This window comes from Algibacter sp. L1A34 (assembly GCF_009796805.1).
GTDB lineage: Bacteria > Bacteroidota > Bacteroidia > Flavobacteriales > Flavobacteriaceae > Algibacter.
Genome location: NZ_CP047029.1, coordinates 4,157,232 through 4,173,932 on the forward strand (window position 1 = coordinate 4,157,232; position 16,701 = coordinate 4,173,932).

The 16,701-nt window shown below is 32.7% G+C and carries 10 protein-coding genes; 6 read left to right on the top strand and 4 right to left on the bottom strand.

The features are described 5' to 3' along the window. The first annotated feature begins 33 nt into the window (after positions 1-33). From GQR97_RS17580 to GQR97_RS17590, 3 genes are all read left to right on the top strand, one after another. Entirely contained in the window at positions 34-1,749 is a 1,716-nt protein-coding gene (locus tag GQR97_RS17580) for a RagB/SusD family nutrient uptake outer membrane protein (RefSeq protein WP_158850782.1), read from the top strand. A 412-nt stretch (positions 1,750-2,161) separates the two neighbouring features. Next, a complete protein-coding gene (locus GQR97_RS17585; RefSeq protein WP_158850784.1) occupies positions 2,162-5,461 on the top strand; it encodes a SusC/RagA family TonB-linked outer membrane protein in 3,300 nt (1,099 codons plus the stop codon). 18 nt (positions 5,462-5,479) lie between these two features. Then, entirely contained in the window at positions 5,480-7,186 is a 1,707-nt protein-coding gene (locus GQR97_RS17590) for a RagB/SusD family nutrient uptake outer membrane protein (RefSeq protein WP_158850786.1), read from the top strand. 360 nt (positions 7,187-7,546) lie between these two features. On the opposite strand, the gene GQR97_RS17595 is transcribed toward GQR97_RS17590, so the two are convergent. From GQR97_RS17595 to rhaD, 3 genes are all read right to left on the bottom strand, one after another. Further along, positions 7,547-8,851 (bottom strand): FGGY family carbohydrate kinase, encoded by a 1,305-nt coding sequence (locus GQR97_RS17595; protein ID WP_158850788.1) that lies wholly within the window; start codon positions 8,849-8,851, stop codon positions 7,547-7,549. A gap of 225 nt (positions 8,852-9,076) precedes the next feature. Then, complete coding sequence (locus tag GQR97_RS17600; protein ID WP_158850790.1) at positions 9,077-10,864, bottom strand: L-fucose isomerase; 1,788 nt, start codon at positions 10,862-10,864, stop codon at positions 9,077-9,079. 18 nt (positions 10,865-10,882) lie between these two features. After that, positions 10,883-11,677 (bottom strand): rhamnulose-1-phosphate aldolase, encoded by a 795-nt coding sequence (gene rhaD, locus GQR97_RS17605; RefSeq protein ID WP_158850792.1) that lies wholly within the window; start codon positions 11,675-11,677, stop codon positions 10,883-10,885. Positions 11,678-11,779: 102 nt separating this feature from the next. On the opposite strand from rhaD, the gene GQR97_RS17610 reads away from it, so the two are divergent. From GQR97_RS17610 to fucP, 3 genes are all read left to right on the top strand, one after another. Further along, positions 11,780-12,679, top strand: coding sequence for a helix-turn-helix domain-containing protein (locus tag GQR97_RS17610; protein WP_158850795.1), 900 nt, complete (start codon positions 11,780-11,782; stop codon positions 12,677-12,679). A 415-nt stretch (positions 12,680-13,094) separates the two neighbouring features. Next, complete coding sequence (aldA, locus tag GQR97_RS17615) at positions 13,095-14,534, top strand: aldehyde dehydrogenase (RefSeq protein WP_158850797.1); 1,440 nt, start codon at positions 13,095-13,097, stop codon at positions 14,532-14,534. A gap of 105 nt (positions 14,535-14,639) precedes the next feature. Next, positions 14,640-15,938: an L-fucose:H+ symporter permease gene (fucP, locus tag GQR97_RS17620; RefSeq protein WP_158850799.1), complete on the top strand. Its 1,299-nt coding sequence runs from the start codon at positions 14,640-14,642 to the stop codon at positions 15,936-15,938. A gap of 344 nt (positions 15,939-16,282) precedes the next feature. On the opposite strand, the gene GQR97_RS17625 is transcribed toward fucP, so the two are convergent. Beyond that, complete coding sequence (locus GQR97_RS17625) at positions 16,283-16,690, bottom strand: hypothetical protein (protein WP_158850801.1); 408 nt, start codon at positions 16,688-16,690, stop codon at positions 16,283-16,285. Positions 16,691-16,701 lie beyond the last annotated feature (11 nt).

The following is a 16,701-nucleotide window of genomic DNA, read 5'->3' on the forward strand; positions in this document are numbered from 1 at the left end:
CAAAAACATTTATTTTTAAATATATTATTTAATATGAAATATATAAAAACATACAAATTAGCATCTCTACTTGTGTTGCTTGTTTTCATTACATCTTGTAATGAAGACTTTCTAAAAGTAGATGATCTAGATGATCTTGATTTATCTACTGTTTACCAGTCGGAAGAAGATTTAAATTTAGCATTAAATAACCTTTACTTTTCATTGCCTAATTTAGATGTTGAAGATCCGTTATTTTCGATAGATGCAAACCAGGCCTATATTGTTCCTTATTTTTGGACAGATGATGCAATACATAGAAATATTGCAAATACTGCAGATAACCAAGGTTCAGATTTTAATTGGAGTGATAGTAGAAGATCTTTAAGAACTTTTTATAGATATCAAGATATTGCAAATATTAATTTTTTCTTAGAGTCATTACCTGGTGCTACGTTTCAAACAGAATCTAATAGAGAAAGATTTGCTGCAGAAGCAAGGTTTTTTAGAGCATGGATATATGAAACTATGGTATTAGCTTACGGAGATGTTCCATTAGTAACAACAACATTAACACCTGCTGATAACCCTGCTAGAACACCAAGACAAGAAGTGTTTGATTTTATTATTAGTGAATTAGATGAAATTGACAATCATTTACCAGAAACATACTCAGGTGACGATGTTGGTCGTATAACTAAAGGTGCTGCATTAGCATTAAAATCGAGAGCATATTTAAATGCTTTAGGTTGGCATTCGGACCAAAATGCTTTATATGAAGGAGCAGAGGCAGCTTGTTCAGAAATAATTAACAGTGGTGTTTACGCTTTGGTAGATGGTATTGATGGTTTTAAAGAGCAGTTTACTCCAAATAGCGATTTAATATCTCCAGAAACTATACTTGCAACAATTTACGTAACAGGTATTAATGTAAGTAGATATGCGTTGCAGGTTTCTCCTAGAGATTTATATAAAGGGATTAATGGTAGTGGAAATAATCAAAGAAGACCAGGGTTTACTTCAAATTTTATAGAAGAAGTTCAAACTATCAATGGTTTATTTCCTAAAGATGATTCAACATACGACCCTGCTAACCCTTGGGTGAATAGAGACCCTAGACTTGAGGCTTCTGTTAGGTTACCTTTAGATGAATATCTTGGAACTGATGGTGTAAATAATGATATCTTTTTACCTCACCCATCTTATGGAGATACAAGAGATAGAGTTCAAGGCTCTAACAATAACCCAACGGGATATGGTTTTAAAAAGTATACAGATTATACTATGCTTAACAATATAGAAGGAGATGCTGATCTTAAAATAATTAGATATTCTGAAGTTTTACTGATGTATGCTGAAGCTTTAGCAGGACAAGGAAGAGATGGAGAAGCTATAACATATTTAGACCAAGTACGTGAACGTGTTGGAATGCCAAAATATGCAGATATTGGATTACCAACTGTAACAAGAGGAACCACTGGTAACTCCATGATCGATGCTATTCTATTAGAAAGACGCTATGAATTTGCTGGTGAAGGCCCACAACGTTGGTTTGATATTTGGAGATATAAATTAGGTAACCAAGTTATTGGTACTGTTTATGGAATTCCTGATGATGTAGACTTACCGGGCGATTTAATAGGTCCAAAATACGATTCATCAGATCTTGAAATTTATCAAAGAGTTTGGGATGATAATTACTATTTATTACCAATTTTTATTAACTTTTTAGATGATAATGTTAATCTAACACAGAATCCTGGGTACTAAAATTCAGAGTATTTATTCATAATAAAACCTCCAATGATTTAAAATCGTTGGAGGTTTTTTATTTGGTTTAAACACCTTGAATATTAAAATTTTATACACCCCGATACCATAATTTAATCAATTTCTTATTGTCTGTATAAAAAGGGTTCTTTTTTAGTTAATAAAAAATTAACATGATTTTAATACTTATCTGTCGAATGGTAGGTGTTGTTTGTCGAAATTCTTATCTTCATTACGTTTAGAATATATAGGTTTATTATGTTTTTAACATTGTTTTATGAAAATAAACGCTACAAAACCGAATTCGTTTAAGATTTTTTTTGCTTTCGTTTGTTTTTTTTAGAAGATGTTTAAAGATGAAAAGCTATTACTAACCACAAAAATTTTTAACTATTAATTAACTCACATTTCTATGAAAATTAAATTACACAATTTCTCTTTCTATCGAAAAAAAGAGCACTTAAGTTTTTTCTTGAGCGTTTTAGTTTTTTCGTGCGTTTCTGCCAGTTATGGTTTGGAGCCTATCACGAGTGTAGAATTTAAAAAAACTACTAACTATTTACAACAACAAGTAAAAGGAACAATTACCGATATTAACGGTCAACCAATACCCGGTGTTAATATTGTAGAAAAAGGCACAGCTAATGGAGCTCAATCTGATTTTGATGGAGGTTTCTCGATAACACCATCCAATGCAAATGCAGTGTTAGTATTTTCATTTGTGGGATTTGTTACAAAAGAAGTTTCTGTTGGAGGCAAAACAACACTTAAAATTGTTTTAGATGAAGATATCTCTCAATTAGACGAAGTTGTTGTTGTTGGGTATGGTACACAGAAAAAAGTAAATTTAACCGCAGCAGTATCTCAAGTTGGTGCAGAAACTTTTGAAAACAGACCTTCAGCAAATGTAGCTCGTTCATTGCAAGGTTCCGTACCAGGATTAGTAATTAGTAACTCATCTTCTGGTGGTGCGCCTGGTGCTGATACCAATATTAATATACGTGGATTTTTAACTAGTGCAGGTAGCGGTGGTAATGTTCAAGAATCTTCGCCATTAGTACTTGTTGATGGTATTGAAATGAATTTAAATGATATTGACCCTGAAAGTATCGAAACTGTTTCTGTACTTAAAGATGCTGCAGCAGCCTCTATTTATGGATCACAAGCTGCAGGTGGAGCCATATTAATTACCACAAAAAGCGGTAGTAATATGAAAGGGAAAATTAGAGTAACTTACAGTACTAACTACGCTTTAACCCAACCAACAAAAATTCCCGAATTAGCTAGCCCCATTAATTTTGCTTATGCTGTTAATGATTCTAGGATAAATAATGGTCAAAACCCATATCATGATGAAACAGATTTAGCTAATATTTTGGCCAACATGGCAAACCCTGGAAGTGCGCCATCAATAGGTGTTAATGCTGCGGGTACAAACTGGAACTATACCAGTATTGGAATTGATGCTACAGGTGCTACCGATTGGACTGAAGTTTTATATAAAGATTGGGCTGAAAGAACTAAACATAACTTAAGTATATCAGGTGGAGATCAAAAATTAAACTATTATTTTTCTGCTGGGGCTTATGACGAAGGTGGTCTTTTGAAAGTAGGAGATGAATCTTTTCAACGATACAATCTTGATGCAAAAATTTCTTCACAAGTTAATAAATGGTTAAAAGTAGAATTATTAACTAAAGTTTTAAAAAGCTACTCAGATTACCCAACGCAAGGAGGTACAGATAATGACTTATCTGGAGTTTTAGACTTATTATCTAAAATAAAACCAACCTTTCCTTTAGTAGATCCTATTTATGGAGAGGAATGGCTTGGACACTCATATTTTCCGTTTTGGGCTACTCAGCGTTTTAAAACAGAACAAAATCAACTTGTTTTATTACCAAGATTTATTATTGAGCCTATTAAAGACTTGAAATTAAACGTTAATCTTAATTATAAAAGAAGTAATAACTATGAAGAAGAGAGTATTTTATCAAGTCAACAAATAAGACCTGCCGGATTTATTGATAGAGTAGCACAGCAAAACACATCTTATTCTCCAGCTTTTGCAACAACCGAATATTTTTCTCCTAACATTTTTACTACTTATGATAAATCTATTGGGAACCATAACCTTAATGCTACAGTAGGATACCAAAGTGAGGTGAATAATTTCCATAGTTTAGGTGCACAGACTGATTATTTAATTTCTGATAATGTAGTTTCTATAAATGCATCTTTAGATGATGATCAACTTGTAAGTGAAGCCATAACGCATTGGGCAACACAAAGTGTGTTTAGTAGATTTAGATATAATTACAAAGAAAAATATTTATTTGAATTTAGCTACCGAAGAGATGGATCTTCTAGATTTGCTCCAGAGGATAGATGGGCTGGTTTTCCAAGTTATTCGGCTGGATATAATGTAGCTAAAGAGAATTTCTGGCCAATAGATGCTATTAACACCTTCAAATTAAGAGGGTCTTATGGTACGTTAGGAAATCAAAATGTTAGTAATTATTTGTATTTATCTAATATAGAATTAAATACTGGCGGAACAAGCTATTTATTTGATGGTCAACGCGAAACTTACGCTTTTACGCCAGGTTTAGGTAGTGAAAACTTAACTTGGGAAAAAGTAAAAACTACCGATATTGGTTTTGATCTTAGCGCATTTAACAACAAACTGGATATAGGTTTTTCTTGGTATCGTACAGATATCGAAGGCATGGCTACAGGTGGTCTTAATTTACCTGCACAGTTAGGAACAAATGCTCCTGTAGCAAACGCAGGAATTTCAAGAGTTCAAGGATGGGAAGTAGAGGCTAAATGGAGACAAAATATAGGTAAAGATTTTAGTTATAATATTAGAGCGGTACTTTCAGACTATACAAGAAGCATAGTAGATTACCCTGTTCCTGATGGAACAGCGGAGCAATCTTTAACTCAAACCTACTACCCAGGACAGGATTTAGGTACAATTTACGGTCTTACATGGGATGGCTGGTTTTTAACAGATGAAGAAGCAGCAAATCATCCTATAGACCAAAGTGCGGTTACTGGTTGGTCTTATTCAGCTGGTGATACAAAATATAAAGATCTTGATGGCGACGGATCTATAAACAGAGGCGCATGGGAAGTTGGAGATACTGGAGATTGGAGTGTACTTGGTAATACTACACCACGTTATCAATATGCAGTAAATCTTGGTTTTGTCTATAAAAATTTAGATTTTAATGCTTTTATACAAGGTGTTGGAAAAAGAGATGTCGTAGTATCTAATCACCAAAGGTTTAGAGGTCCTGCTCAAGGCGCATTTCATGCTAATGTTTGGGAAGAACATTTAGATTATTTTAGACCTGAAGATACCACAAATCCATTAGGTCCAAATTTAGATGCTTATTTCCCAGCACCATACTCTGCCAACCCAGGTAGAAATAACAAAAATTATAGTCAAGTAGTTGACCGTTATATACAAAATGGAGCTTATGCTAGATTAAAAAGTTTACAATTAGGATATACAATACCTAAAGATGTAACTAGCAAGCACGGTATAACCAATTTTAGACTTTATGTTACCGGAGAAAACCTATTTACAGTTAACGATATGCTCTTCTTTGATCCAGAAAATATTACAGCTGGTGTAACAGGTAGTGCCATATCTTACCCGTTACAGAAAATTGTATCCATGGGATTAAACGTATCATTCTAATTACAAAATTGTAGAAATATGAAAAATATAATAAAATTATTTATTTTAAGTACAGCAGTGACTTTGTCGTCTTGCGAAGACTTTTTAGAAAAAACACCTTTGGATGTTGTCTCGGAGGTTGATTTTTATAGCACACCTGGTGATTTAAGAGCATCAGTTAATGCTTTTTATAATGATTTACCAGGTTGGTCAAATACTAATGTAGGTTTCTCTGTACTACCCGATCTTGATTCTGATATGGGTATTGCTGAAAATATAAACTCTAGACTTAGTGGTCAAACAGGTGTAGCTACAGAGTCTTCAAATTCAGTTTGGAGTTGGGACGAGGTAAGAGAAGTTAATTGGCTTTTAGATCATGTTGATCAAGCAGAAGGTGATCAAACAGAAATTGACCAATACATAGGAGAAACTTATTTTTTTAGAGCGTATTACTATTTTAATCTTTTAGTTGATTACGGTGATTTACCAATATTTGATAAATATTTTGATGATAAGGATGAAGAATTTTTATTCGCTGCTAGAGAACCAAGAAATGAAGTAGCCGATTTTATTCTTTCGGATTTAACCACTGCTATTTCTTTATTACAATCTTTTCCAGATATCTCAACAAGTCCTCGTGTAAGTAAAGAAGCTGCTTTATTACTAAAAGCAAGGATTGCGCTTTATGAAGGGACATGGGAAAGGTATCATAATGGAACAGCTTTTGGCGTAGAAGGCTCTAACGGTTCTGCTTATTTAGAAATCGCTGCAGATACTTCTGAAGAACTTATCGATAGTGGTGTATTTACACTTGAAGATGATTATTCTTCTTTGTTTAACCAAGTTGGACTGAGCGGTAATAGCGAAGTAATGCTTTGGAGAGATTTTAATGACGATTTAGGTTTTAATAATAGTTTACAACTTTCTTGGCCGAACCGTTGTGCTTATACTAGAGAAGCAATACGTAGCTATTTATGTATTGATGGTGACCCTATTTCAGTAAGCGATTTATACGATGAAGGAGATAAGTCTTTAGCTACAATTGAAGTAGACAGAGATCCAAGATTAGCCGCTTTAATAATGGTGCCTGGAGATTTAATTAAAAGAGATGGTAGCTCAACTGTTGCTTATATAGCTCCTGATTTCACTACTGCTAATGCAGGACTTACGGGGTATGAATCACAAAAATATAGAAATATTGATATAGATCCTGTTACTAGTGATTTTACTAAAAACACGTCCAAGGTTATAATGCGTTATGCTGAAGCTTTATTAATTTTTGCTGAAGCTAAAGCAGAATTAGGTACCATTACTCAAGCTCATTTGGAAAAGTCTATTAATAAGTTACGTACTCGTGTAGGTATGCCTGGTATAACGTTAGGATCAATAACTATGGATCCTGATTGGCCAAATTATGGATATACCCTTACAGATATTTTGTATGAAGTTCGTAGAGAACGTACTGTTGAACTAATGGCAGAAGGTTTTAGACTTGATGATTTATTACGTTGGAGAGCTCATGAATTAGTTAATGGAACCACTCCTAGAGGAGCATATTTTTACGATGGTATTGTAAATTCAGATACACCAGAATCAAATGTAACGATAGATTCTGAAGGTTATATTGCTCCATTTCTTAGTTCAGACCCTTATAATTTTGATGAAAGTAAAGCATATTTATTGCCTATACCAAGTAACGAATTAATACTTAACCCTAATTTATTACCACAAAATCCAGGTTGGTAAAATTTATTTAATAATTAGTTTTTTTAATTAAAAAGCTCAACATCAAATTTTGATGTTGAGCTTTTTTTTATAAACGAATATAAATAATTTATAGAATACCTTACCCCTTATTAAGTAAAACGCCTTATCTATTTCAATACTACTTTTATTTTTAGTGCTCCATTACTTTTATAACCATCATTAAAAATAGTTATAATTAATTAAAACCCTCCTGATTAAATAACTGTAAGCTTCTTAGAAAACCGAACTGGTTAAAATAGTTCTATACAAGAAAAAGTATTGAATAAATTGCTAGAGAATATGGGGTTGGCTCATTGGTGTTTTACAAATCATATTCGTTCTTAACCATGTGAAATATAATTACAAATAATCTTTCATCAACAAAGCCGCACCTAAAGCACTTTCATTTTTACAGTCTGAAATTTTAACAGTTATATTTGGTCTTATACATTTTAAAAACTTAATAAACACTTCATTTCTATTAAATCCTCCAGAAATAAATACATTTGAAATTTTAGAGTTTTTATCCGATATTAAATTAATACCAGAAATTACTTTTTTTGAAATTTCAAAAATTAACTGATAGTAAGCCGTTTCATAAGAAAAAAAGTTTTTCAGTAATTCAGGGTGCGCTTCAAAATCGGTATCAATACCTTCCGCTAAAAATATGCGGGCATCTTGATCCATTAATTCTTTACAAAGCGTGGTATTTAATACTAAATCCATATGCGTATTGATATCTACTTTAAAATAATCACTCAACGCTTTTAAATATACCTCGTGAATACGCCCTAAAAACTGCATGGACGATTTTACTTGCTGCTTTTCAGGTGTCATAAAACACAAACAATTATGTTTTAATTGATCCTGTGTTAAAGTTTCTTTGCTAAACGGATTCATAGCAATAATCCAAGTTCCCGTAGAAAGTAAAACAAAATCTTTTTCTTTTTCCAAAATAGGGATAATAGATGATGAACTATCGTGCAACCCTGTACCAACAGCAATGCTTTCTCCATTTATTTCGGATATTACAGCTTTATTACCTTTACAAGGTTCTGGTAGTGTAATATTTTCATCTTTTAACCATTTATGGTATTGCATGGTATCAAAATCCCAAGTAGCTGTATGTGCACCTACAGAGGTAAAATCGGCCGTTATTTTCTTTGTAAATAAATAACTTAGATATTGTGGGTAATGCAAAATAGCATCGACTTGTTTCCATATATCCGGTTTGTTCCTCTTAAGCGATAACATTTGGATTCCTGTATTTAACATGCCATAAGCTGGTGATGCTGTTTTCCTAGAAAACTCTTCGACACCTCCTTGCGATTCATAAAAACCATTATAATCATTGATATCCAATGGTTTTAAATAATTATACAATGGAGCAATGCGTTTTCCTTCTTTATTTAAATATACCAATGAAGCGCCATGTGTTGAAAAATTTATAGCTTTAATTTTATAGATACCTTGATCTTGAATTTTTTTTATCTCGTTTTGAATCCAATTTTCAATCGATTCTATATCGTCACAACAAAACCCATCATCATCTTTAATTTCTTTAAACTGAATGGCATTTTGAGACACCACTTTAAACGTTTCATCAAATAAAAATATTTTTTTATTGGTTTTCCCTATATCTATAACTGCTATAACTTTTTTCATGCGTATAAGTTTTATTTGTGCTTTTGGTATTATGATATTTGTCCATTAAGAATATAAATGGACAAAAAAATAAAATATTCTATGAGTTAGAATATTAAAAAATGAGCGACCTTCCTTTTTATAGATTTTACGTCGTTAAAAGGATAAGCCACTCATCATTCTACAAATCAGATCAGGTATTTTAAACTAAAAAAATATACCTCTCCTTTTTTTATATTGCTATTATTATTCTTTAAAACCGTAAAGTGGCCCGTAGTTTTTACAAGCTCTATAATCGCCTCCCTCTAGGTTTTCACCAAAAGCCGACCATGCACTTGGTCTAAAAACATCATTTTCCTCTACATTATGCATGTTCACAGGAATGCGCAACATAGCCGCTAATGAAATTAAATCGGCACCAATATGGCCATGAGAAATTGCACCGTGATTAGCACCCCATTTAGCCATTACAGTATAAACATCTTTAAAAAAGCCTTTACCTGTTGTTCTTGGTACAAACCATGTTGTTGGCCATGTTGGATCTGTTCTTTCATCTAAAACTTTATGAACATCATCTGGTAATTCTACACTCCACCCTTCAGCAATTTGTAAAACAGGTCCAATCCCTTTAATTAAGTTTATTCTACACATAGTTAAAGGCATAGTTCCTTTGGTTAAAAACTGAGAAGAGAATCCGCCACCTCTAAAATATTCGGTTGTAGCCGGTGGCCATTTTGTATTATCTAAACATCTCTTAACATCATCCTCGGTAATATCCCAGAAAGGTTTCATGGTAGGATTTCCATCAGCATCTTTTTGTTGAGCCGTAGCATCTAAAGTTGTAGAACCAGAGTTAATTAAGTGAATGATACCGTGTTCTGCAATTCCAGTTAATTTTTTACCAGTTACACGTTTTACAGATTCTGGACTCCAATAGGTTCTTACATCTGAAAACAACTGCGCTTTATTAGTCAATAAGTGACCAAATAACATAGAAATAGCATTTAAACAATCGTTTTCCGTAGCAAAGGTATAGGCTTGACGAATACCATTCCAATCGAAAGATGAGTTTAAAATAGACTCTGTAAAATCGGCATTAGGCTGATAATCTGTCCATTGGCGTTGTCCTTGAAATCCGCCCATAATGGCATTTCTTCCTTTAGATTCTTCACCAAATCCCAAAGCTTTCAACTTAGGATTTCCATTCATTAAATCTTTACAGATCAAAGTCATTTTTACAACTTTTTTCCACTCTTCATCTTTTTGTTCACGTGTTTTTTGTGATTCTGGACTATTTCTATCTTCGCCTTCTTCACAATTTTCTTTGGTCCAAGCTAAAGCTTTTTGATACTCTTCTTGATCAAAAATATTATTATCAATACGTCTTAAAATCTCAATAGACTCTACAAACTCTGCTCTAACTCCTAAGTAGTCTTGTAAAAAGTTTACATCAACCATAGAACCAGCAATTCCCATAGAACTATAACCTATAGATAAATACGATTTACCTTTCATTTGAGCGACTGCTAAAGCCCCTTTTACAAAACGTATAATTTTTTCTGAAACATCTTGAGGAATACTTTGATCGCCTCCATCTTGAACTTCTTTACCATAGATTCCAAAAGCAGGTAATCCTTTTTGAGAATACCCTGCTAAAGCAGCAGCTAAATACACCGCTCCAGGTCTTTCTGTTCCGTTAAATCCCCAAACGGCTTTAGGTGTTAACGGATCTGTATCCATAACTTCTGTTCCATAACACCAACATGGAGTTACTGTTAATGAAACCTCTACGCCTTCTCTTTTAAACTTATCTGCACAAGCTGCAGCATCTGCAACACCGCCAATTGTTGTATCTGCAATAACACATTCTATTTGTTCTCCACTTGGGAAACGCAATGTATCTTGTATTAATTTTGCAGCCGCTTTGGCCATATCCATACATTGAACCTCTAAAGATTCTCTAACTCCTAATTCACGCCCATCGATAACTGGGCGAATGCCTACCTTTGGTAGTCTACCTATTAATCTACTCATGATATATAATGCTTTAAATTATGTAAATTGTTCTAATTCTGTTAATTGAGCGTTCGATAAGCCTGCTGGTTTAAATCCTGCAGCCCAACACATCATTAACATTTTAGCGCCTTTGTTTGCTACATCTAAAAAGTCCCAAGCTTTCATGACATCGGGAGCGGTAGACGTTGCACCATGTTTTTCCCATAGGGATACGTTTCTTGTTTTAAACGCTTCCATAGTTACTTCTGCTAAAGCTGCTGTGCTTGATAAAGCATATGGCGTACAGTGAATGCCTTTAGGTACAAATACTTTCACCTCTGGGCACATCATCCAAATTTGTCTGTTTAATTCTTCTTCATTATCAAACAATTCATGATGACTCATACAAATTAATTCTAGCGGGTGGGTATGTACCACAGCTAAGTTTTCTGGATGGTATTGTGAATTGAATAAATGGATACTCGCATGAGAGATTAATTCACAGGTAGGACCAAAATTATCACGTTTTCCTCCCCAAATAATTGAATACCCTGTAGCATTTTCATTTATATAAAGAATACAAGACACTTCTTCAAGTTTATCTACTAAATCTCGTAAATAACATCCTGTTCCAGTTATGTAAATAACAAACCCTGCGGATTCTTTAGGAAAATCGAAAGCCACTTCTGTACCAATCCCCTTAACTTCTTCTTTTGTAAAAAAAGACGTTAAATTCATCGATATATTTCCGGCATTTCGTTCTGCCCATTCACGCTGCCATAAATAGCCCGCTACTTCTGACACTTTTTTTAATTCTGTTTCTACCTGTATTGGGAGCTTTAACGTTTTCATAAAATTTGAATAATAATTTATTCCACAAATATACTTGTACACTTCAATGATATAAATATTCAAAATCTGTATTTTTGTATCTAATTCAAACATTCCACTTTTATGAAGTTTGTAAAAAACATAGAACTAGGAGATCCATCATTAAACAAACAAAACTTTATAGACCTAAAAATAAAGATGTTATGTTGCAGATATTGGTTATTAGATTTATGGGATTGCCACGAAATGGTTTTCCCGTTTTGGCGACTATATTGGAATAAAAACTCAGGAGGTCAATTAATTGATCAAGATACTGTTATAAAAATGGACCCTAATCATATATACATTATACCTCCATTTACATCATTTTCTTCGCGCTACACAAAAAATCATATTTATAATGAAGGTATTCATGTTTCTGGTAAACATTTAAATACAAACCATAAAGAAGAGGACTTTGAAGATAAGTATCTCATTCATTTCTTCATTCATTTTAATTTAGGTATCCCATTTGACAATATATATCCTGGTATTTTAAAAATTGAACTAACCGATTATTTAAAGGATAGATTGAGCTATTTAACGGAACGATTAAAAATAGAAAATAAAGATTTCAAACTTACATTTAATTTAAAATTACAAGCTTTTATTAAAGAAGCACTTACCAATATAGGTCCCGAATTATGGAAAGCAATAAATATAGACGAGCGTGTTTTAAAAGTAATCCGTTTTACAGAAGTCAATCTTCATAAAAAATTAAGGAATACAGAGATGTCTTCTCTTGTAAACATGGCACCAAATTCGTTTGCTAGATTGTTTAAAGAAGAAATGAATATAACACTTCATAATTTTATTCAAAATCGAAAAATAGCAAAGTCTTGTGAATTGTTTGAACATACCAACAAATCTATCGAAGACGTTGCGTTTAATTTAGGATTTTCAGACAGATACCATTTTTCCCGAGTATTTAAATCTGTCACAGGATTAACACCTGCCTCTTACAAATCTGGAAAATACACATAGCCCACTCTTTATAATATAGGTCGTTTTTTATTATCGTATTTTAAAAACAACATCAAGGACGAAATGGCAAATACATCTCCATTTTCACTTTTAAAAAAATCCATCCCTATTAAAAATAGCCACTTTTTAAAGAAGAAGGAATAAACGAGTACTCTAATAAATTAAGCTTAATATCTACTCTTAATTTTTCTACAATTAGTAGCATAAAATACATCGATTTAATAATCTATAACGGTTAAAATAAAAACCAAAAATAGTCACTATGTTTAAATTATACATATTATTGATTATTATGGATAAATATTTAAACACCATTATATCATAAGTTTGCTAAGCACATCCTTCCAAATAGCACGCAGTGTTTGTTTGTTTATAAAAATAACCAATAATACATATAACTAAACGTAAATAAGCCATGAAAGAATTTAAACAATTTATAAACGGAAAATTCATAAAATCGACTTCAACAGATGTCATTGAAATTTTAAACCCCTGTACTGAAGAGGTTTTATCTTTAATGCCTATCGGAAGTGTTAAAGATGCAGAATTAGCTCTAGAAGCTGCGCAAGCATCTCAACATGCTTGGAAATCATTAACAGCAATCGAAAGAGCTGGATATTTGCATAAAATGGCCGATGTTATTCGTGAGAATCGCGTGTTTTTAGCTAAAACTTTAGCTGCTGAACAAGCTAAAGTAATGGGTTTAGCGCAAGTTGAAATCGATGTTACTGCCGATTATTTTGACTATAATGCAGGTTGGGCAAGACGGATAGAAGGTGAAATTATTCAAAGTGACAGAAAAAAAGAACATATTTTTTTACATAAAGCACCTATAGGTGTAGCTGTTGGAATTCTACCATGGAATTTCCCATTCTTTGTAATGGCTCGTAAAATAGCACCATCTTTAATAACTGGTAATACATGTATTATCAACCCTAGTTCTGTGGCGCCAAATACGGTTATGGCATTTGCCGAATTAATTGAGAAAATAAACATTCCTACTGGTGTATTAAACTTTGTTTGTGGTAAAGGTAGTATTGTTGGAAATGCTCTATCAAAAAGTCCAATTACTGGTATTATTAGCTTAACAGGAAGTGTTGGTGCTGGACAAAAAGTTATGGAAGCTGCATCTCTAAATATTACAAAAGTATCTTTAGAATTAGGAGGAAAAGCACCAGCAATTGTATGTGCAGATGCGAATTTAGATTTAGCTGTAAAAGCAGTAGTAGATTCGAGAATCATATTTAGTGGACAGGTTTGTAATTGTGCAGAACGCGTTTATGTAGAAGATTCTATTTATGACCAATTCATGGAAAAAATCACTAAAAGATTTTCTGACATTAAAGTTGAAGATGCCTTTTCAGCCAACAATCCAGATATGAGTAGTTTAGTTTCTAAAGACCAATTAGATAAAATATCTGAAATGGTAGACTATGCTAAAAAAGAAGGTGCTGAAGTTGTTGTTGGAGGCACTAGATCAAGTCAATTTAATAAAGGGTATTTTTATCAGCCAACTTTATTAACTAATGTAACACAAAAGATGCAAATTATACAGGAAGAAGTTTTTGGACCTGTTTTACCTGTAATGAAATTTAGTACTTTAGATGAAGCTATTGCACTATCAAACGATTGTGAATTTGGTTTAACATCTTCTATCTACTCAGAGAATTTCAATAAAGTAATGCATGCCTGCGAAGAATTAGAATTTGGTGAAACTTATATTAACAGAGAGCATTTTGAAGCTATTCAAGGTTTTCATGCAGGTTGGAAAAAATCTGGATTAGGTGGAGCAGATGGTAAACATGGTATGGAAGAATATCTACAAACTAAAGTAGTTTATGCGCAATACAGATAGTATTTAAAGACAAACAGAACTAAGGCACTATTCATTTTACAACTATTAAATATAGCTGTAAATAAGAATAGTGCCTTCTTTTTATAGAAACTAAACAAAAAACCAATGAACAACCAAACAAGTATTCCCATAGTATCCAAAGAGGTGCTAATTCCATTCATCATTATAACATCTTTATTTGCATTATGGGGTTTTGCTAATGATATTACAAACCCTATGGTGGCTGCCTTTGGAACGGTTATGGAAATATCTACCGCTAAAGCCGCTTTAGTACAACTTGCCTTTTATGGTGGTTATGCTACTATGGCGATACCTGCGGCTTTATTTGTTAGAAAATACAGCTACAAAAAAGGGATTCTTTTAGGGTTAACACTTTATGCTACAGGGGCTTTATTATTTTTTCCTGCGGCACAATTTGAAGTCTTTGGTTTCTTTTTAGGGTCACTTTATATTTTAACCTTCGGATTGGCCTTTTTAGAGACCACCGCAAATCCATATATATTATCTATGGGTGATGAGCGTACTGCAACACAGCGTTTAAATTTAGCGCAAGCCTTTAACCCTATCGGGTCTTTATGTGGCATGTTTGTAGCATCAAAATTTATCCTAGTAGCTTTAGATTCTGATAAAAGAAACGAAGCTGGTGAATTAATTTTCAACACTTTAGGGGAAGCAAAAAAAGCCATTGTAAGAACGCACGATTTAGCTATTATTCGAGATCCTTATGTCATTCTTGGTTTTGTTGTTATTGCTATGCTTCTTTTAATTGCTTTTACAAAAATGCCAAAACGAATGAATAAAGGCCAATATTCTTCCGCAGGGGCTTCATTTAAAAGATTGTTTAAAAACGGAAAATATAAAGAAGGAGTTTTAGCTCAATTATTTTATGTGGCGGCACAAATTATGTGTTGGACCTTCATTATTCAATATGCCGATAATTTAGGTATAGCTAAAGCTGAAGCTCAAAACTACAACATAATAGCGATGTCGATATTTCTATTAAGCCGATTTGTAAGTACCTTTTTAATGAAATATGTAAACTCTAAAAAATTACTGATGATTTTTGCTCTTTGCGCAATGACAACCATTTCGGGTGTTATTTTAATTGAAGGTATTTTGGGCTTATATTTATTAGTTGCCACCTCGGCTTTTATGTCGTTGATGTTTCCTACTATTTACGGTATTGCACTAAATGGTTTAAGTGAAGAAGACTCTGCCTTAGGTGCTGCCGGTTTAGTTATGGCCATTGTTGGTGGCGCATTAATGCCAATTTTACAAGGGCTTATGATAGACATGGAAAGTATTGGGCCTTTTTCCGGAGTTAATTTTTCTTTTATTCTTCCTTTTATATGCTTTTGCTTTATTGCATTTTATGGATACAGAACATTGAAAGTTTATAATTAATTATGATGTGCCTTTTTTTTAAATGAAACCATACAACAACTTATTATATTTGATTAAAAGGTAAAACAACAGAGTTAACAACATCTACCTCAATACTTAATGTGTTTTAAAAGTTAATTATAATTAAACACTATTATATAGAAAAACACAAAATATTAAATGAAGAATAATCATAAATAAAAACTTTACAAAAACTATCCGGAAGTGGCAAACCTGCGTTTTAGGCTCGAGCAATTACTTTCGGATTGTTTTATTTTATTTCAGAATAATTTAATGTATTCTTATCTTTTGTAAGCCCTTCATAAATGGTCTTTACATGCTCTGAATGAACAAAAAATCTACGTTTATAAATTTAACATATAATCGAAAACCGTCTTTTTAAACTCCTGGAAATTACTTGTAAAGCGTTCTAATCGTTGTTTAAGTAGAAGGTGTTTTTCTCTATAATCAGCATCTGATATACCTTTTTCTCCTTTTTCTAAACGAGACAACAACTTTTCATGATCAATAATATCATTTGCTAAATAATCGAACAATTCTGAATGTACGGAATCCAGATTCCCTAATATTTGGCCATAAGCCGTATGAGCAACTTCTTTTACTTTTCTTTTTTCAAACAAATTGGAAAAAAACTTAATCTCGTCTTTATAAAAAGCAATGTTGCTTAACCATTCTTGACTTTCAAAATGAAGAACATCTAACCCTGCACCTAATAATAATTCTGTTTTTGGATTTAATAATTTCGTTTTCATAACAATAATAT

What these genes read in the sequence shown, in the direction of transcription:
- GQR97_RS17580 (WP_158850782.1), top strand. Translation starts at nt 34, where the DNA reads ATGAAATATATAAAAACATACAAATTAGCATCTCTACTTGTGTTGCTT.
- GQR97_RS17585 (WP_158850784.1), top strand. Translation starts at nt 2,162, where the DNA reads ATGAAAATTAAATTACACAATTTCTCTTTCTATCGAAAAAAAGAGCAC.
- GQR97_RS17590 (WP_158850786.1), top strand. Translation starts at nt 5,480, where the DNA reads ATGAAAAATATAATAAAATTATTTATTTTAAGTACAGCAGTGACTTTG.
- GQR97_RS17595 (WP_158850788.1), bottom strand. Translation starts at nt 8,851, where the DNA reads ATGAAAAAAGTTATAGCAGTTATAGATATAGGGAAAACCAATAAAAAA.
- GQR97_RS17600 (WP_158850790.1), bottom strand. Translation starts at nt 10,864, where the DNA reads ATGAGTAGATTAATAGGTAGACTACCAAAGGTAGGCATTCGCCCAGTT.
- rhaD (WP_158850792.1), bottom strand. Translation starts at nt 11,677, where the DNA reads ATGAAAACGTTAAAGCTCCCAATACAGGTAGAAACAGAATTAAAAAAA.
- GQR97_RS17610 (WP_158850795.1), top strand. Translation starts at nt 11,780, where the DNA reads ATGAAGTTTGTAAAAAACATAGAACTAGGAGATCCATCATTAAACAAA.
- aldA (WP_158850797.1), top strand. Translation starts at nt 13,095, where the DNA reads ATGAAAGAATTTAAACAATTTATAAACGGAAAATTCATAAAATCGACT.
- fucP (WP_158850799.1), top strand. Translation starts at nt 14,640, where the DNA reads ATGAACAACCAAACAAGTATTCCCATAGTATCCAAAGAGGTGCTAATT.
- GQR97_RS17625 (WP_158850801.1), bottom strand. Translation starts at nt 16,690, where the DNA reads ATGAAAACGAAATTATTAAATCCAAAAACAGAATTATTATTAGGTGCA.